The following is a 15,409-nucleotide window of genomic DNA, read 5'->3' as shown; positions in this document are numbered from 1 at the left end:
AGAAAAATGAAAAAGTCAATTTTAATTTTAACAGTCATCGTATTAACAGCAATCAATGCTACTGCACAAAAAAATTCCGAAGAAAAAGCCTTGAAAGCCGCTTTATTAAGTTACATCAAGGCCGGTGATAATAATGATACTGCAGCGTTAAAAAAAGTACTTCATCCAGATTTTAGAGTATCATTATATGATTCTAGCAAAGATGCGGTAAGCATTTTAGATCGTAAAACTTATGTTTCCTTTATAAATAAAAAAAAGTTTGGTGGTTATGTTAGAACTCCAGAGTTCCATTCTATACTATTTATCGGAAAAAATATGTCTTCTATAAATGTAACACTAACTAGCCCAGGAAAACCGACCTTAAAAAACTTTTACTCTATGGTGAATCTAAATGGAAAATGGGTCGTACTGCAAGATTTTGTCACACTTATTAAGTAGTTGATAGTTTATAATGTATCTCTCTAGTAGATATACTAACATTACTTCAAAAACAATATACAAAACGTCAAACTCAATAAAGTTTGGCGTTTTTTCGTATCAATTAATATATTATCACCACAAAAACTAGTTAATAAACTTACAATCCGCCCAAATTAAAAGCTACAATAAAACTAAGTTTCATAACTATTTCGTATTTTACAAGAACTTAACCATAGTGACATATACACTATATATCACTAAACTTTAACCATATTATTTATATAGAAAAATGGCAACAACAACACAAAATTGGATGAGTAGTCTTGACGATGAAATCACGCTCGACAAGATTTCCATTCCTGGTACACACGACTCAGGAACTGAAAAAACAGGTGCAGGACCAGCACATACGCAGAACTTTGGTATTAGTACTCAATTGAATGACGGTATCCGTTTTCTGGATATTCGTGTAAAGTATAAAAAAGGTAACAATCCCGATGATCCGCTTCAAATATATCATGGAATCATAAACTGTGATATTTCTTTTGGAGATGTGCTTACTGATTGTCTAAATTTCTTGAATACCAATTCACAAGAAACAATTATTATGTTGATAAATTCTGCATCAGGTAATGGAAAAGATATTCAGCAATATTTTGATGTCTATCTTAGTCAAGCAAAATATCAGGATTTGTTTTATTTAGATCCTGTCCCTTCCAAACTTAAATCACTGAGAGGAAAGGTTGTTTTATTTCGAAGATTTCCAGGTACTGGTGGCGTAGATTTATCCGTTGGTTGGCAAGACAACAAAACGTTTCAATTAACCACTCCACAAGGTGTACAATTCATGATAGAAGACGAATATAGTCAACATAATACCAAGAAAAAATGGAGTGCTGTAGAAACAAATATCAATACTGCTAAGAACAATCCAACAGATGGTATCATTTATATTACTTACAACAGTATTTCTTTTGGTGCACATACGCCATATCAATACGCTTGGGGAGGCGGTATTGGACGGGTTAATCCAAAAATGAATCCAGAGTTGACATCTTATTTACAAAGTAATTCAGGTACTAAAAGATTTGGTATCATTCCACTTGATTTTTACAATAATAAGACCGGTGATATTGATAATAGAAATGCCGAATTGATTATAAACTCTAATGCAGGTGTACAGTTAGCATAATTTATTTTACATCATATGAAATGAATTTGCATTTTTAACATCTTTATATTCATTAATTGCAGATGACCTTTAATTGATGTAAAAAGAATAAATGTTGATACCTAAATAAGGTTTATTAGTATAAATACAAAACGTCGACTTCTTTTTAGTTGGCGTTTTTATATATAAAGAAGCTATCTTTGAATGTTATAATGAATACAAACTCAAGAATAACATCCGTATTAAAAGCTGCGCATTTAGATAATGCTATTACTGGTTTGCCTACATTTTTTTTATCAGATTTAAATTTGGAAACAGATTTACAATTTGAATTGCCTACCAATCTCAGACTAGGTCACATGGTTGAAAAAATTGTTTCGGAATGCATCAAATCATCTTCCAATTACAAAGTTCTTTTTGAGAACATTCAAATACAAAAAGATAAAGATACCATTGGCGAGCTCGATTTTATTATTGAAGAATTGAAGTCGAAACAAGTCATTCATCTCGAATTAGCCTATAAATTTTACTTATACGATCCTACACTTTCTGAAAACTCTTTCCATAATTGGATTGGTCCTAACCGACGAGATTCATTACAAGAGAAATTAGATAAACTAAAACACAAACAATTTCCACTCTTATATAATCAACATACAAAAGAAAACTTGTCAACTTTAGATATTGATAATGTATCGCAAGTATTATGTTTATTAGCTTCTTTATATATTCCGTATACATATAAAGAAACCTATAGCCCTAATTTTCAAAAAGCAATTAAAGGATATTATGTAAACTTTGAAACCTTCATAAACTTTGATCATACGGATAAAATGTACCATTTACCCACAAAAAAAGAATGGGGAATTGATCCTGTAGAAAACAAAATTTGGACACATTTTGAAGAAACCCAAATAGAAATTGAAAGGCAGTTACAAAAAAAGCACGCGCCTTTATGTTGGTTAAAACATATTGATTCTTATGAATGTTTTTTTGTAGTTTGGTGGTAATTTCTAATTAGAAAAAAAGATGGGACATATATTATCCTTACTAATGCCATTTATCATTTACTTTTTATTGCTATTACCACCTTCAATATGTTTCCTTGTAGTAATAGCAAAAGGAAAGAAATTCTTCAAAAAAGGAATGATTATTCTATTTACAGTCTCCATTCCTTTAATTGTAAAAATTAGATCAGATTACATTATATATAAAGAAAGTAAGTATAAATATCCAGGAGAATATTACTTAACAGAATATCCCAATTGTACTTCTTGCACCTTACATTTGAAAAAAAATAAAACCTATATCATTATAAATGATTCCACAACACTCGAAAAAGGCACTTGGAATTACCGAAAAGGAAGTAGTTACGCTATCATTACTATGAATTCGGATAAGCAACTTGGAGTTGGAAACTATTCGTATGATACAGCAAGCAGAACTAAAGAGACCATGACTCAATTCAAAGATTCTATTCGTCAATTGAGTTTCTTTGACTAACTTTTCAAAGCTAAGTTTCACTAAAACAAGGTCTCAAATCGTATCATGAGTCGATTTACAGTCTTAAAAATTCAAAAAGTTTAGTAGATTTGGACACAATCAAAATTACGCAAGCAATGTTTCCGCAATTCAATGTTTATAGTACACCATTATTAATTCTTGTCATACAAGGATTAATCTTAATGGTTTTATTATTGAAACGCTATTTTGAAAAAAAGAACACTTCTGATGCTATTTTAGCTGTTTTATTATTGATTGTCTCCTATACGCAAACCTGCTACACGATTGGTTTTATGGGCTGGTATGATACGTTTCGGAATACAAAAATCAATTACTTTCTTATTCCTACTGGAACCGCAATTGCTCCGTTAATTTATCTCTATGTAAAATCGATTACGAAATCAAACTTCAATTTTCTACGTAAACATTGGTGGCATTTTGCTATTCCAATTACTTTAGTTCTCTATCGCCTAACGATTTATACATATGATTATTCGCAATCAGGATTTCAGGAAACACAAAATGGTGTTTTAAAAATTGATCTTGACGAAGCTATAATACAACCAATTTTAAATGTTGTTGATTTCTCTGTAATGCTGCTATACTTAGCATTTACGATTCAATTGTATATTCATTATAAACAGAAAATAAAGCAATACTTTTCTAATGTTTTTAAGTTAGAACTTAACTGGATTCGGAACTTTTTAATTGTATTTACCTTTTTATTTTTATATAGTTCGATACAAAGTGTTGTAGGGAGTTTTATTATTGATTTAGGTTATAATGAACGTTGGTGGTTGAATTTGGCAATGGCAATTTGTGCGATTTACATTGGTGTAAAAGGCTATTTTACAGATACAACCAAGCTCAATAAGTTAGATTTTAGTTTTTCTCCGAAACAAATTTCAATTCCTGAACATACAAAAGAAGCAAAAAAAGAAATCTCAGAAATAGCTATTGAAGCAATTGCCGCTTTGATGGAAAGAGAAAAACCATACTTAAATCCTGATTTAAATTTATCCGAACTCGCCAAACAAGCAAATTTAACACGCGGACAACTTTCAGAAATTGTGAATAGTGGTTTTAATATGAATTTCAATGACTTTGTAAACTCATATCGTGTCAATGCATTTAAAAGTATGTTAAAAGAGGGAAAACATGAACAATTATCTTTACTTGGTGTTGCTTTCGAATGTGGTTTTAATAGCAAAGCAACTTTCAATAGAGTTTTTAAAAAACTTACAAGCTTCTCTCCTACGCAATACTTGCAGTCGCAATCCAATTAATGTAAAATTTTATCATACATTCACTTTATAAAATACTAGAATACAAACCTCCTAATTTACCGAAATAAGACGTCTCAAATCGTAAAATAAGCCTTCTCAATACGTTTTAAGTCGCTAAATCACTGATGATATAGCAAATTTGTATCAAACAAAACGATATAAATTTTATGCTTCATGAAAACGCTAAAAAATTACTTTAAAAGAATTACAACTCCAATCAATCAAAAAGATTGGTTTGCAGATTTACTATTTGCTTTTATTAGAATTATATCTGGAATTTTACTCGCCGTAGATTTTGGTGCTGGAAAATTTGGAATGCCTTGGACAGACGAAAGTCAAAACTTAAACCTATTTGAAGTTGCGGCTTGGTTTCCAGAAGATGTAGCAAACTATGGAGGTATATTTGCTGTATTTCCAGTATTCTTTGCTTGGATGGGCGCATTTAGTGAAGCCGTTGGCGGAATTTTTCTTGCATTAGGATTACAAACACGTATTGCTTCCTTTTTACTTATGTGTACCATGTTAGTTGCCATCTTTCTTCAAAAATGGGGACAATCTACTTGGTCTATGCTTCCTGCAATGGGCTTTTTGTGGATCGCTATATACAATCTATATTTTGGGTCAGGACGTTTCGGATTGGACCATCTAATTACTAAAAAGTATAACGCATAAACAATCATTAAATCAAAAATAAAATTATGAAAACAATTATTTCAGTATTGATCGTGCTTATAATGTCAACATTCGCGCAAGCACAAGAACAAAAAATAACTATTGCCGATTTTGAAAGTTTACACAATACCAGCTGGACTGGCGAACTCATGTATGTAAATTATTCAGATAATAAAGAAGTTACCTTACCAACAATGCTAAAACTTGAAGTAAAAAAGAATAAAATCATATTTAATACAAAATATACAACAGAAGAAAGTGCCAATAATAAAAGTTCGTTGAAAATTAAAAAAGGCGGAACATATATAGATAATCAACAAATTATGAAAGTTGTAAGATCTAAAAACGGAAGCATCGAAATTGAAACTACTTATAAAGGAAAAGATGATAACAAAGATGCTACAATATACATTACGTATTTCTTTAATAGTACAACACTTTCTATGAAAAAAGAGGTTGAATTTAAAGATGTTTCTGGAAAATTTATTCGCAATCAATACACATATACAAAATTATAAATCAAGATAGTATTCATTTAAAAATATAACATTATGAAACAATTATTCATTTTATTGTTGTTGATCGGCTATACGGCAACTGCACAAAAAAAAGGAAATAAAAAGATTGTGACACGTACATTTTCATTAGAAAATATTCAGAAAATTAATATCAATTTTTATGCAAAAGTCACAATTGATCAATCTGTCAAAGAAGGAATAACGATTACAACAGATGAAAATTTAATGGATTTAATTGATAAAGAAGTTGTCGGAAACACTTTGTATTTAGGTCAAATAGAATGGATTCAACCATCAAAAGCAATTATCACCATTGGTGCGCCAAATATTCGTCATATTGAAACAGGAACACATGATGTTACTAAAATAATTAATATAGATAATGATTATTTACAATTAACGTCTCCTGTAGGAACTATTATTTTAGAAGGGAAAACCAAAGAATTACGTATTGGTTCGGAACTTGCCAAAATAGATGCTTCAAAGTTAGTGTCAGAAAATGCTTTTGTAAATATTTGGAGTTGGGGAAATGCAAAAGTAAATGTCATTAATACATTGAATGCAGAAGTGAGCAATAGCGGAAAACTTATCTATGTAAATTCGCCTAAGAAAATAAAGCAGAAAACAAAAAAAGATGGACAAATATTAAGTTTGGCTGAAAAAAAAGCTATTAAAAACACTGATACTGAGTGGATTAAATTCAAAATAGAGAATAATAATTTTAATAGAAATAATTTTTTTGTTGTTGGACCAAAAAAAGATGGTACAAAGTTTAGCTACGGTTTTCCAATGATGCCAAATGCATTGCGAAAAGAAAACTGGACAGTTGGTACTAAAATATACAAAGTCAACAGTTTAGGATTCCGAAAACTATTGGTAACTATTACAAAAGAAAATGCAGGAAAAGTAGTGAAACTGTTTTAATACATTCAAAAAGAAAAAGCGAACCTCGGTTCGCTTTTAGCATTGTTAAAAAATTACATCTACTACGATCATACTTCCTCCAATAATTGATTGTGAATTTTCAATTTGATGATTTTCTAAGTTTTCTAACATCGTAAATAATTTAAAAATTAGTATATAAATAAGTCCCAACAAAGGAAAAATGTTACCCAAAGAAGAAAAATAGTCAAGTTGACATAAACAACTAAAAAACAACATTTTAACAGCAAACAAGAGATTTCTTTAAAGTCTATTATTTTATTTTATTAAAAAAAATTAAACTATCCCGCAAGTTTTTAGTCAAATAAGCATCCTATACTAAAACCACAATTTATTTGCCTATTGAAGAAATGCTACTTTACGAATCCTAAAACCATCACCCTATGAGAAAGTATGCATTCTTATTTTCAATTTTATTAGTTTCTTGTGCATCAGATGAAGATGTATATACGGATATACCTACTGAAAATACAGATATTCCAGTAGTTCCGACTGATCCAATCGTTGGCGGCGTTGACATGTCTGATTATTTTACCATCAATTTTGAAGCTTTATCAAATTACAGCAACCCAGATTATCCAATTCACTACATAAATAGTGTTGGAGACAACAATGAACCTGCTACTAATATCACAACTGACAATGGTGCAACATTGGGTAGAATTTTATTTTTTGATAAACAACTAAGTATCAATGATGCAGTTTCCTGCGCAAGTTGCCATCAACAAGGAATTGCATTTACCGATAATAATCAATTTAGTACAGGTTTTGATGGTGTAAGTGTAACAGGCGCACATTCCATGCGATTGTTAAATGCACGTTTTTATGAAGGTGAATCGTTCTTTTGGGATAAACGCGCACCAACTTTAGAAGCACAAACAACAGAACCAATTGTGAATAGTGTAGAAATGGGATTTGATGCTAATAATGGCGGATTAGACGCATTGATTACGAAGATGAATACTATTGAATATTATCCTGCATTATTCGAAACCACTTTTGGTGACACTACAATTAGTGTAGATCGAATTCAACGTGCGTTGGCGCAATATATAAGAGCAATGGTTTCTACTGATAGTAGATTTGATGAAGCATTTGCACAAAACTTTAATCCAAATGCACCTGGAAATGGTATTGGACAAGATTTTCCTCAGTTTACAGCTCAAGAAAATTTAGGAAAACGAATATTTACTACAAATCAAGGGAATATTAACTGTTCGGGCTGTCATCAATTACCAACATTTGCTTTAAATGATAATGTGCGAGGTATTGGTTTAGACGCTAACGAAACAACCATATTTAAAGCGCCTTCATTGAAAAATATAGGAACTTCAGCACAATTTATGCATGATGGTCGTTTTACAAGTTTAACACAAGTTGTTGAATTTTATAATTCAGGAATTCAATCTGGTGCATTACTGGATAACAGACTAATGCAGAATGGACAACCAAGACGTATGAATCTTACGGAGGCAGAAAAACAAGCATTAGTAGCCTTCTTAGAAACACTTACAGATGATGTTGTTATAAATGATCCTAAATTCTCAGATCCTTTTATTCAATAATAAACACAAACATATTATACTTCTAAAGCCTGTTTATTAAAACAGGCTTTTTATATTTGTTATACTAAATCCAACTTTATGAAAACCATTGATGTTGTTATTTTAACTGACAAACGCTATACAAATCCAACAGAAAAAAGCCCATACATAGATAATGTTTTGTTAGAAGATCAATTAGTAAAAGAAGCATTAGAAAAAGAAGGACTACACGTTGAAAAAATTGCTTGGGATGATGTCAATTTTGATTGGAATACTACAAAATATGCTCTTTTCAGAACAACTTGGGATTATTTTGATCGCTTTCAAGAATTTTCTTCTTGGCTAAAAGACGTTGAGCAGAAAACGATTTTACTAAATTCAACAAAAACAATTTATTGGAATATCGACAAACATTATTTACAAGATGTTGACAAAGCTGGAGTAAAGATCGTTCCTACCTATTTTATGGAAAAAGGTGATACACGAACACTTGCGCAACTACATCAAGAATTAGGATGGAAACATACCGTTTTGAAACCTTGTATTTCTGGTGCAGCCAGACATACTTATAAATTGAATCTTCATACCATTAAAAAACACGAAATTCTGTATAAAAACTTAATTTCTGATGAAGCCATGATGTTACAACCATTTATGGAGCAAATTGTAACTAAAGGAGAAATCTCATTAATTGTGATTAATGGCAACTATACACATGCGATCTTAAAAAAGGCAAAAGCAGGTGATTTTAGAGTACAAGATGATTTTGGTGGAAGTGTACATGAATATAATCCCAGTCAAGCTGAAATTGAATTTGCCGAAAACGCTGTAAAAGCATGTATTGAATCGCCAATGTATGCGCGTGTAGATATTATTTGGGATAACGATGATAAGTTAGCAATTTCTGAAATTGAATTGATCGAACCTGAATTATGGTTCCGTTTCAACAATGACGCGGCAACACAATTGGCAAAAGGAATTAGTAAGTTGTAGGTAAAATTAATTTTTCATTATTGAATTCTTTAATCTTCTAAAATCAACTTTTTACTTTATACTCAATTTTTTCTTCAGGAATCATATACACGCCTTGCAATTGAATTTTTCGTTCTTGTAGATTGTTTTCAATCCATTCGGTATTGAGTTCCATCTTTTCAAAATTTGTCCAAATACGTGTATCTTTTGCACAACTGTACTTTCTACATACTTTTGGACGATCGTTATAAATGGTACAACATTGTTTGTTTTCATCTAAGTGTGTACAATATCCTGTTGATTTTTGCCGGATATAATACGGTTGTCCTAAATCCCACTTTGACTTTCCTCCTTCTATTTCATCTACAGACAAGGCAAAATTGAGTTTACAACAAACACCTTTACAAATGTGCATGCGTTCATCACAATTGACAGGAACAAAAGTATCCTTCTTGGCTTCTTCTCCATCTACTCTTATGGCAATTCCTGCATGGAAATGTTCTTTACGTTCTACTGTTTCTGTGCGTACTTTTTGCACAACTTCTTCTAACTTCTCTTTCTGAACTTTTCCATCATCAATTAAAGTGTCAATTAAACCATATAAGAACGATTCTATTTCATTGATACGTTCTGCCTGATTACTCAACGAACTATGCGTAAAATAGCCTGAACGCTCTAATTGACGTTCTAACTCTTGTACAATTTCTACATCTTGATTTAGTGCATCCATAGTTATTCGTTTTCTAAAAGTTCTTTTAATCGTTCAATTTCTGCATCTCTTTTTTCAAAATTTTGATAAAACGTCATTGGTATATCTTTAATTTTTGAAATATAAAATGCTGCGAAGTCTTTGATTCTGTATTGGTATCTATTTCCAATTAAGGCATCTCCACTACCTATGTAAAGTACTTTTCCTTCTATGACTAATAACTCTGTTAAATGTGGAATCGCTTTATTTCCAAATTTAATAAGTCGTTTCCCTAAAACACCAATAGCTTCTTCTTCATATAAAAAGCCCCATGAATTACCATTTATTCCAATAAAATTCTCATCTAGCATATTAGTTTTCTCTAAAGCATATACATAAGATTCACTGATCACTTCATAATATTTTTCATTAATTTCTGCATCATTCATGAATACTACTTCTGACGCTAAAAAACGCCCTAATAAAGATGAATTTTTACTTGAAATTATGTTGTAAAGTTTGCCTCTATTTAAGTCATGTTTCCAGATATTTTCATAATTTTCTTTTGTATTTGTCTGAAATACATTTTGATACCCATTTGCAATTAATTCTTGTTCAAATGTATTATTTACTTGTTTTTGCATACTTTGAGATTTATTTTTTTCACACGAAAAAATTAAAAATATTAATATATATGAAAACCACTTAATTTTTATCATTATCTGTAGCTTGCATCTTTATTTACTAATTCCTTTGAAATATATCCTCTAATCAAGTTACCTGTAATTACTGCCGCTTGCCCATGTCTGTTTAATACAATTCCAGCTTGTGTTTTATCGAGCTGCACACGTAACCAACTTGAAGAATCATTTAATACCGTTAATGTAGCTCCTCTAGGAATATCTGCTAAAATTTGTGAACCTGCAGACTTACCTGTTCTTAATGCAGCTAAAGGAGTATTATGAATTGTTCCAGTCCATTGTAAAGGTAAATTAGCTGTTTCAGCTCCTCCTGATGATTTTGAAGCATTCCATAGTTTAGCTGCTCTCATGAAGCTAACTGTTGGAACTCCATCATTTACTTTCTTAAAAGGGACTTTAGTATGTATACCTTTAGCATCTGTTTTCCAGCCCCATTGAACAGAGCCGTAATACATTCCTTCTTGATTACCTTTCAAAGCCAACGCAGTAGTTTCAAATATTTGTGATGAATTTTTTGTTCCTCCAGTTGTAGGTCCATCATATAATAATGCATCTTGCATACTCCATCCCTTTCCTACCTTCTTTCTATACCCTAAGCTATATGTAGCATTTCCTCCACCAGTAACTCCTAATTTTAATGCCTTACCACTAGAATTATTATCCATTGGTGTTTTTTCTAATCCATCGCCTTTTGCTAAACTATTTGTTCCATAAATAGGATTGTTTTTTGAACTAGATCTATCTATATGAAGTCCTTCTTCTGATTGTCCGTTTACAACTTTGGCATCTTTAGCACTTATTGATCGTCCTTTAACAGTTGGGTTTATAGCATTAACTTTACCATTAATAATTGTATTCACAGATTGAGTTAATCCAATTAATTCTGCATCAGCATGCTTTGGTGTAAATCTAAGTGCAATATCAACACCTCTTGATCCTGCAGAAACCGCTCCATATGGATCTTTATTCTTTCGAAGCGCATAAGTATCTGTTTTCCAATCTCCTCCTGAAGTTGAAACCATCTGCATCACATTACTTTTAGCTTGAGCAGTTCTAACAGAACTTCGCATGCCTAAACCAGTAGAACGATATTTAGAAACGGCTTCTCCTCTAACCGCTTTACGTCCAAAATTATCTGCTTCACTTTCCAAACCACGATCATCATTAATCATGACACCTTTTTTCAAGGCTTTGGTTGGTTTTACAATACCTGCGCGTTGTTGTGCAATATGTGTGAATTCATGTCCAATTAAGTTTTGTCCTGAAGTTGAACTTGGATTGAATTCACCCGGTGCGAAATGAATTTGTTCAGATTGTGTAAAAGCTCTCGCTTTCATTTGAACCGCTTTTTGTGAATTTGTATGAATCCCAACATTTGAAAAATCGTGTCCCAATGAACTTTCCATATTGGACTGCAATTTAGCTGGCAAACTTTTATTTTGCTTTCCAGAAGTTTTCGGAGGTGCAAAACTATTACTATCGCCTTTGGGTTTTACAAACGATTTTCCTTCCTTCCGTTGTATGACATTGTTCGTTTTTTCTTGTGGCTGTTTATTTTTCCTTTCTGCTTTCATATCTGCATTTTTATAAATTCTTATAAAAGAAATAATAATGACACAATGTACTGATACTACTACATTTATATTAGGGGAAAAACACCGTATTTTACTTTTGGCATTTTGTTTCTTATAATTTTTCACGTACTTTAACTAGTGAAGAAATTATTCTATCTAAACAGTATATTGTGATTAAAGTTGACAGACAAAAAATTGATAAGCCCAAGTTTTTCTATTCAAAAGAATATGACCGTTTACACCAAGAAATAGGCGATTTTTATGGAATGCGTAAAAACTCACGTTCACAACGTACGTTTAACGTTGGTTACCTTCCTGATGAAGTGATTGATCCGTTAGCTAAACTTTTTGATTATAAATGTGCATTTTGCGAATCTTCTTTGATGGCTAGAAAACCTGGTTATGAAAGTTATTTGCATCGTTTCCGTCCAGACAGTTATACACAAGGCTTTGATTCTAAAGAAATTGATCAAGACCATTATTGGTGGCTTACATATGAATGGGAAAACCTATATATGTGTTGCCATAGTTGCAGTCGATTTAAATCAAATATGTTTCCAGTAGTAGGAAAACGAGCAATTATTGAAACACCACATGAGGAAATCTTAAAAAAGGAAAAAGCTTTAGTAATTGATCCATGTTTGGAAGATCCAAGTCAGTTTTTTTACTTTGATATTTTAAGTTGTGAAATTTCTTCTAAACCAGAAACTATTCCTGAGTTTTTTAAAAAAAGTAATGATTTTTCAAGTCAAATAGAGTTTAATATTCAAAAAGCAATAGCAACTATTAAGGTTTTCGGACTCAATAGACAAGACTTGGTTAATGAACGTAAAGCAGTAGTTGAAAAATTAAAAAATCAATTCAAAACGCTTACCGATCGAGGAAAGTTATCGTACACAATTATTGAGGAATGGAAAAAAGTTCTTGAAAAAACATCAACACAAAATCATTTGCTAGTAAGGAATGCTGTGATTAATGATTACATCACTAATAAAGAATCACAAAGTCGATTGGGTTCTTTTATGAATGAATTTGATAGTTATATTTCCCTTGATTATGAAAATAATACAAAACCAGATTCATTCATAAATATAAAACAAGAAGCGTCACAAGAAAGTATTAAAGGAGGTTTTGACTTTAATGATTCTTTTCCAATGTCATCTGGAAACATTGCACCACAAAAAGAAACTGCCATCCCTGAAGAAGATATTTTTGAAGGAATTCTTAAAAATGTATATCTCGACAGAATTGAATTGAAAAATTTTAAATGCTTTTCTGATTTAACCTTAAAGCTTCCCGATTATTCCGATGATACAAGTTCAGAGCCTTGGTTGGTATTTTTAGGTGAAAATGGTGTTGGAAAAAGCTCAGTTCTAAAAGCAATCGCACTTGCTTTGATGGGACAAAAGTATTTAGACACACTTAATCTTGAAGTGAATGATTTGTTGAAATATGGAAAACGTAAAGGTTTTATACGTGTGTATGGAAAAGGAAAAGGTGAATTTTATGAAATTACTTTTAATAAAAAAGAAGATGCTATCGTTTCAAACATTCATCATCCATCAGCATTTTTAATTGGTTATGGTTCTACCCGATTGTTACCAATTGGAAATTTACAACCAGAGCAAAATCATCCAAATTATATCAAAGTTAAAAACCTTTTTGACGCTTCTGTTTCATTGTCAGACGCAAAAGATTGGTTTTTGAATACGAATAGAAAAACGTTTAATGAAGTTTCTCGTTCGTTGAAAAGTTTGTTGTTATTAGATGATAAAGATTCGATCCGAAGAAGTATTGTCAACAAACAAATTTTTATCAAATATCATCACACAGGCGATAATATCAATATAGATCATCTAAGTGATGGGTATAAGTCTGTTTTTGCAATTGCTATTGATATGATTCACACCTTATCTAAAGAAAATATTGTGTATTCCTTAGCGGAAGGAATTGTATTGGTTGATGAAGTTGGAACACATTTACATCCTCGTTGGAAAATGGAAGTCATCGATCGTTTGCGCGGAACTTTTAAGAAAATGCAGTTTATAATTACCACACATGAACCTTTGTGCTTGCGTGGAATCAAAGCCGATGAAGTGGTAGTTTTACGAAGAAATGAAGAAAATACAATTGATGTCATTAGCGATTTACCTGATCCGAGTAGTTTGCGTGTTGATCAGTTATTAACCTCTGAATATTTTGGATTGAATAGTACAATGGACGTTCAAACAGAAAAACTATTCAAAGAATATTACGAGTTATTAGCTATTGATGTGTCCAATCGTACAGAAATACAAAAAACAAGAATAGATGAATTAGCTAAAGATGTTAAAGAACTGAAATATATGCGTTTTGGAAATGACAAACGCGAAGAATTAGTATATCAGGTTGTCGATGAAATGATGGCTAAAGATATGCGTAAGAAGCAATTAAAGATTGAAACGAAAGACATAAAACAGGAAACAATTGATACTGTTAAAAGTCTTTGGGATAGTTTAGATTAAGGGAAGAAGCATGATTTTTATAAAACGAAACTCGGTAGAAATTCCTGATATATTGAAGGAAGGAAGTGTCAAACTACAAAAAGAACTTGACGAAGCTATTGCGCATTATTCAGATCCTGATAACTTAAAAAAAGCATATAAGTTTAAAGTCTACAGTAATGCCAAAGTGAAAGCGGCACTTATTGAAATGGGAAAAGGCAAATGTGCGTATTGCGAATGTGATATTTTGGCAACGTATGTGGGCGATATTGAGCATTTTCGTCCCAAAGGAGAAATTGAAGAATTGAAAGCTACGGGCAACTCAAAACCAGGTTATTATTGGTTGGCTGCTGATTGGAATAATTTATTATTATCATGTAGAAATTGCAATCAAAAATCAAAACAAAGAACTTCTAGCAATGATGAATTGAATAGTATGGGAAAGATGAATCAATTTCCTTTATTTGATGAAGCTAAAAGAATTCGATCGCATGAAGATGATTTAGAACAAGAAGAAAAAGTACGTCTCCTACTGAATCCGTGTGTGGAAGATCCTGAAGAATATTTTAAATATGATATCAATTCTGGTGTAATTCAACCCAAAAAAAGAAAAGAATTTTTAAAACAACGTGCTGTTTCATCCATCAATGTTTTTGCTTTGCAACGCGTACCATTAGTACACGCACGTGCCAAACGAGCCATTGAAATTTCTGCACAAATGCAAACAGTTGAAACTGCTTTTAGAACTTATAATAACTTTTATGATGCTGCCAATGCAGATACACATTACTTACGTGATGAGTTAAAGAAACAGTTAAAACGATTGAAAGGTTTTTTAAAGGAAAAAGAACAGTTTCTTGGATTAGCTAGACAGATGATCGGGAAATTCATGAAAAATTTCAATACTGAAATTGAAGCAACTTAATAGAAAGCGA

15 protein-coding genes are annotated in these 15,409 nt (G+C 31.5%); 12 read left to right on the top strand and 3 right to left on the bottom strand.

Annotated elements, in window-relative coordinates; genetic code table 11:
* The first annotated feature begins 6 nt into the window (after positions 1 to 6).
* From Q0828_RS11420 to Q0828_RS11375, 10 genes are all read left to right on the top strand, one after another.
* Positions 7 to 438 (top strand): nuclear transport factor 2 family protein, encoded by a 432-nt coding sequence (locus Q0828_RS11420; protein WP_298420697.1) that lies wholly within the window; start codon positions 7 to 9, stop codon positions 436 to 438.
* 271 nt (positions 439 to 709) lie between these two features.
* On the top strand, positions 710 to 1,612 hold the full coding sequence (locus Q0828_RS11415; protein WP_298420695.1) for a phosphatidylinositol-specific phospholipase C: 903 nt from the start codon (positions 710 to 712) through the stop codon (positions 1,610 to 1,612).
* A gap of 191 nt (positions 1,613 to 1,803) precedes the next feature.
* Positions 1,804 to 2,601 carry a DUF1853 family protein gene (locus Q0828_RS11410; RefSeq protein WP_298420693.1) on the top strand — a complete coding sequence of 266 codons (798 nt, stop codon included), beginning with the start codon at positions 1,804 to 1,806 and terminating at the stop codon, positions 2,599 to 2,601.
* A 19-nt stretch (positions 2,602 to 2,620) separates the two neighbouring features.
* A complete protein-coding gene (locus tag Q0828_RS11405; RefSeq protein ID WP_298420691.1) occupies positions 2,621 to 3,094 on the top strand; it encodes a hypothetical protein in 474 nt (157 codons plus the stop codon).
* Positions 3,095 to 3,183: 89 nt separating this feature from the next.
* Positions 3,184 to 4,380 carry a helix-turn-helix domain-containing protein gene (locus Q0828_RS11400; RefSeq protein ID WP_298420689.1) on the top strand — a complete coding sequence of 399 codons (1,197 nt, stop codon included), beginning with the start codon at positions 3,184 to 3,186 and terminating at the stop codon, positions 4,378 to 4,380.
* Positions 4,381 to 4,554: 174 nt separating this feature from the next.
* Positions 4,555 to 5,052, top strand: a complete 498-nt coding sequence (locus tag Q0828_RS11395; RefSeq protein ID WP_298420687.1) for a DoxX family protein — start codon at positions 4,555 to 4,557, stop codon at positions 5,050 to 5,052.
* 26 nt (positions 5,053 to 5,078) lie between these two features.
* Positions 5,079 to 5,570, top strand: a complete 492-nt coding sequence (locus Q0828_RS11390; protein WP_298420685.1) for a hypothetical protein — start codon at positions 5,079 to 5,081, stop codon at positions 5,568 to 5,570.
* Between the two features lie 33 nt (positions 5,571 to 5,603).
* Positions 5,604 to 6,494, top strand: a complete 891-nt coding sequence (locus Q0828_RS11385; protein ID WP_298420683.1) for a DUF2807 domain-containing protein — start codon at positions 5,604 to 5,606, stop codon at positions 6,492 to 6,494.
* Between the two features lie 401 nt (positions 6,495 to 6,895).
* Entirely contained in the window at positions 6,896 to 8,077 is a 1,182-nt protein-coding gene (locus Q0828_RS11380; RefSeq protein ID WP_298420680.1) for a cytochrome c peroxidase, read from the top strand.
* A 78-nt stretch (positions 8,078 to 8,155) separates the two neighbouring features.
* Positions 8,156 to 9,049 (top strand): hypothetical protein, encoded by an 894-nt coding sequence (locus Q0828_RS11375; RefSeq protein ID WP_298420678.1) that lies wholly within the window; start codon positions 8,156 to 8,158, stop codon positions 9,047 to 9,049.
* A 43-nt stretch (positions 9,050 to 9,092) separates the two neighbouring features.
* Here Q0828_RS11375 and Q0828_RS11370 read toward each other — a convergent pair whose 3' ends face one another.
* From Q0828_RS11370 to Q0828_RS11360, 3 genes are all read right to left on the bottom strand, one after another.
* On the bottom strand, positions 9,093 to 9,758 hold the full coding sequence (locus Q0828_RS11370) for a YkgJ family cysteine cluster protein (RefSeq protein WP_298420676.1): 666 nt from the start codon (positions 9,756 to 9,758) through the stop codon (positions 9,093 to 9,095).
* Positions 9,759 to 9,760: 2 nt separating this feature from the next.
* Positions 9,761 to 10,360 carry a hypothetical protein gene (locus Q0828_RS11365; RefSeq protein ID WP_298420674.1) on the bottom strand — a complete coding sequence of 200 codons (600 nt, stop codon included), beginning with the start codon at positions 10,358 to 10,360 and terminating at the stop codon, positions 9,761 to 9,763.
* Between the two features lie 74 nt (positions 10,361 to 10,434).
* Positions 10,435 to 11,991: a DUF4157 domain-containing protein gene (locus Q0828_RS11360; RefSeq protein WP_298420672.1), complete on the bottom strand. Its 1,557-nt coding sequence runs from the start codon at positions 11,989 to 11,991 to the stop codon at positions 10,435 to 10,437.
* A gap of 170 nt (positions 11,992 to 12,161) precedes the next feature.
* Here Q0828_RS11360 and Q0828_RS11355 point away from each other — a divergent pair, with 170 nt between their 5' ends.
* Complete coding sequence (locus Q0828_RS11355; protein ID WP_298420670.1) at positions 12,162 to 14,495, top strand: AAA family ATPase; 2,334 nt, start codon at positions 12,162 to 12,164, stop codon at positions 14,493 to 14,495.
* 10 nt (positions 14,496 to 14,505) lie between these two features.
* The gene (locus Q0828_RS11350; RefSeq protein ID WP_298420668.1) at positions 14,506 to 15,399 is read left to right on the top strand and encodes a retron system putative HNH endonuclease; all 894 of its coding nucleotides are present in this window, start codon (positions 14,506 to 14,508) and stop codon (positions 15,397 to 15,399) included.
* Positions 15,400 to 15,409 lie beyond the last annotated feature (10 nt).

The organism is uncultured Kordia sp., from assembly GCF_947496985.1.
Lineage (GTDB): Bacteria > Bacteroidota > Bacteroidia > Flavobacteriales > Flavobacteriaceae > Kordia.
This window is presented reverse-complemented; position numbering and strand designations above follow the sequence as displayed.